Here is a 1,371-nt window from a genome sequence, read left to right as displayed (position 1 = left end):
CGCCGCTCGGCGCCGAGTCCGGCGGCGATGGAGTCGCCGAGCACGACGAGCTCGACCGGCTCGCCGTCGAAGCGCCGTCGCCACACCCTGTCGGCGTCCAGCGCCTGGTCCCCCAGCGGCTTCCCGATCCGCCCGCGCGCGATCGCCGCCTGCCGCGACAGCACCGCGCGGACGCCGAGCAGCACGAGTGCCGCGCCGAGTGCGAGGCCGAGCACTCCGACCAGGAGGGCTCGCGGCGTCGTGTCACGCGAACGGGACATGGCGCCATGACACAGCGCCCGAGTGAACGGATGCCGTCCCACCGGTGACCAACCGGAATCTCGGGTCCGCGACACCGGCGTGCCGTTCTGGCGACTCGCCACGATCGACGCCTGCAGCCGCGCGTTCCTGGCGACTCGCCAAGAGACTGTAATCAGCACGCGCCGCGGCGCTTTCTGGCGACTCGCCAAGAACGACACCCGCAGGACGCCGTTCTTGGCGACTCGCCATGAACGGTCACGTCGTGGCCCAGTGGTGCTAGGACGCGGCGAGCGCCTCGAGCGCGGTCGCGATGCGGCGCTCGCGGGTTTCGGGCCGCTTCGCCTCGGCAACCGCGCGAGCGATCTCCTTGCGGCGCGAGTACGACAGAGCGTCGAACGCTGCCCGTGCTCCGGCATCCGTCAGCGCCGCAGCGAGGTCGTCCGGCACCTCGACGGCGCCCGGCGGTGTCGAGATCGATCGTCGCGTCCACCTCGTCGCCGATGTCGACGCCGAGCTGCGCGCGCACCGCCTTCGACAGGCCGATCACGTTGCGCCGGTCCATCACCCCGAGGCGCACGCGCGCGTTTCGGTCGCCGATGGCGACCACGACGGCAGCGCGGTTGCCGCCGCCCAGCTCCTTGACCTGGGCGTCGCTGAGCTCGATCGCGGTGGCGGGACCGAAGGGCTCGAGGACGGTGTGGAGGCGCAGGGTCACCCGTCGATCATGCCGGACGCCGCCTCGCCCTCGGAACCCGCAGCGTCTCCTCGGCACCCGCCGTCCGTTCGCGCGCGCTATTGTTCGCGCGTGACCACGCCCTCCCTCCAGCGACGCCTCGGCCTCGGCGACGCCGTCTTCGTCGGTCTCGGCGCCATGATCGGCGCCGGCGTCTTCGCGGTGTGGGCGCCGGCGGCGGATGCCGCGGGCACGGGTCTGCTCGTCGGCCTCGCGATCGCGGCGATCGTCGCGTTCGGCAACGCGACGTCGTCGGCGCAGCTGGCCGCCGCGCATCCGACGTCGGGGGGCACGTACGCCTACGGGCGCGCCGAGCTCGGGCCGTGGTGGGGCTTCGTCGCCGGGTGGGGCTTCGTCATCGGCAAGACCGCGAGCTGCGCGGCGATGGCGCTCACGTT

Annotated in this window: 2 protein-coding genes and 2 pseudogenes; 1 reads left to right on the top strand and 3 read right to left on the bottom strand. The window is 73.2% G+C overall.

Annotated elements, in window-relative coordinates:
• The 3 genes and pseudogenes from EIO58_RS17990 to EIO58_RS19440 form a co-directional block, all read right to left on the bottom strand.
• A pseudogene (locus EIO58_RS17990) lies at positions 1-260 on the bottom strand (SGNH/GDSL hydrolase family protein); the annotation flags it as partial.
• 256 nt (positions 261-516) lie between these two features.
• Positions 517-687 carry a YdeI/OmpD-associated family protein gene (locus EIO58_RS19445; RefSeq protein WP_240659010.1) on the bottom strand — a complete coding sequence of 57 codons (171 nt, stop codon included), beginning with the start codon at positions 685-687 and terminating at the stop codon, positions 517-519.
• Positions 688-775: 88 nt separating this feature from the next.
• Positions 776-955, bottom strand: a pseudogene (locus tag EIO58_RS19440) (YdeI/OmpD-associated family protein); the annotation flags it as partial.
• A 156-nt stretch (positions 956-1,111) separates the two neighbouring features.
• Here EIO58_RS19440 and EIO58_RS17980 point away from each other — a divergent pair.
• On the top strand, positions 1,112-1,371 hold a 260-nt coding region (locus EIO58_RS17980; RefSeq protein WP_446723955.1), incomplete at its 3' end, for an amino acid permease.

It is taken from the genome of Microbacterium sp. CPCC 204701 (assembly GCF_004010105.1).
In the GTDB taxonomy this organism is placed as follows: Bacteria; Actinomycetota; Actinomycetes; order Actinomycetales; family Microbacteriaceae; genus Microbacterium.
This window is presented reverse-complemented; position numbering and strand designations above follow the sequence as displayed.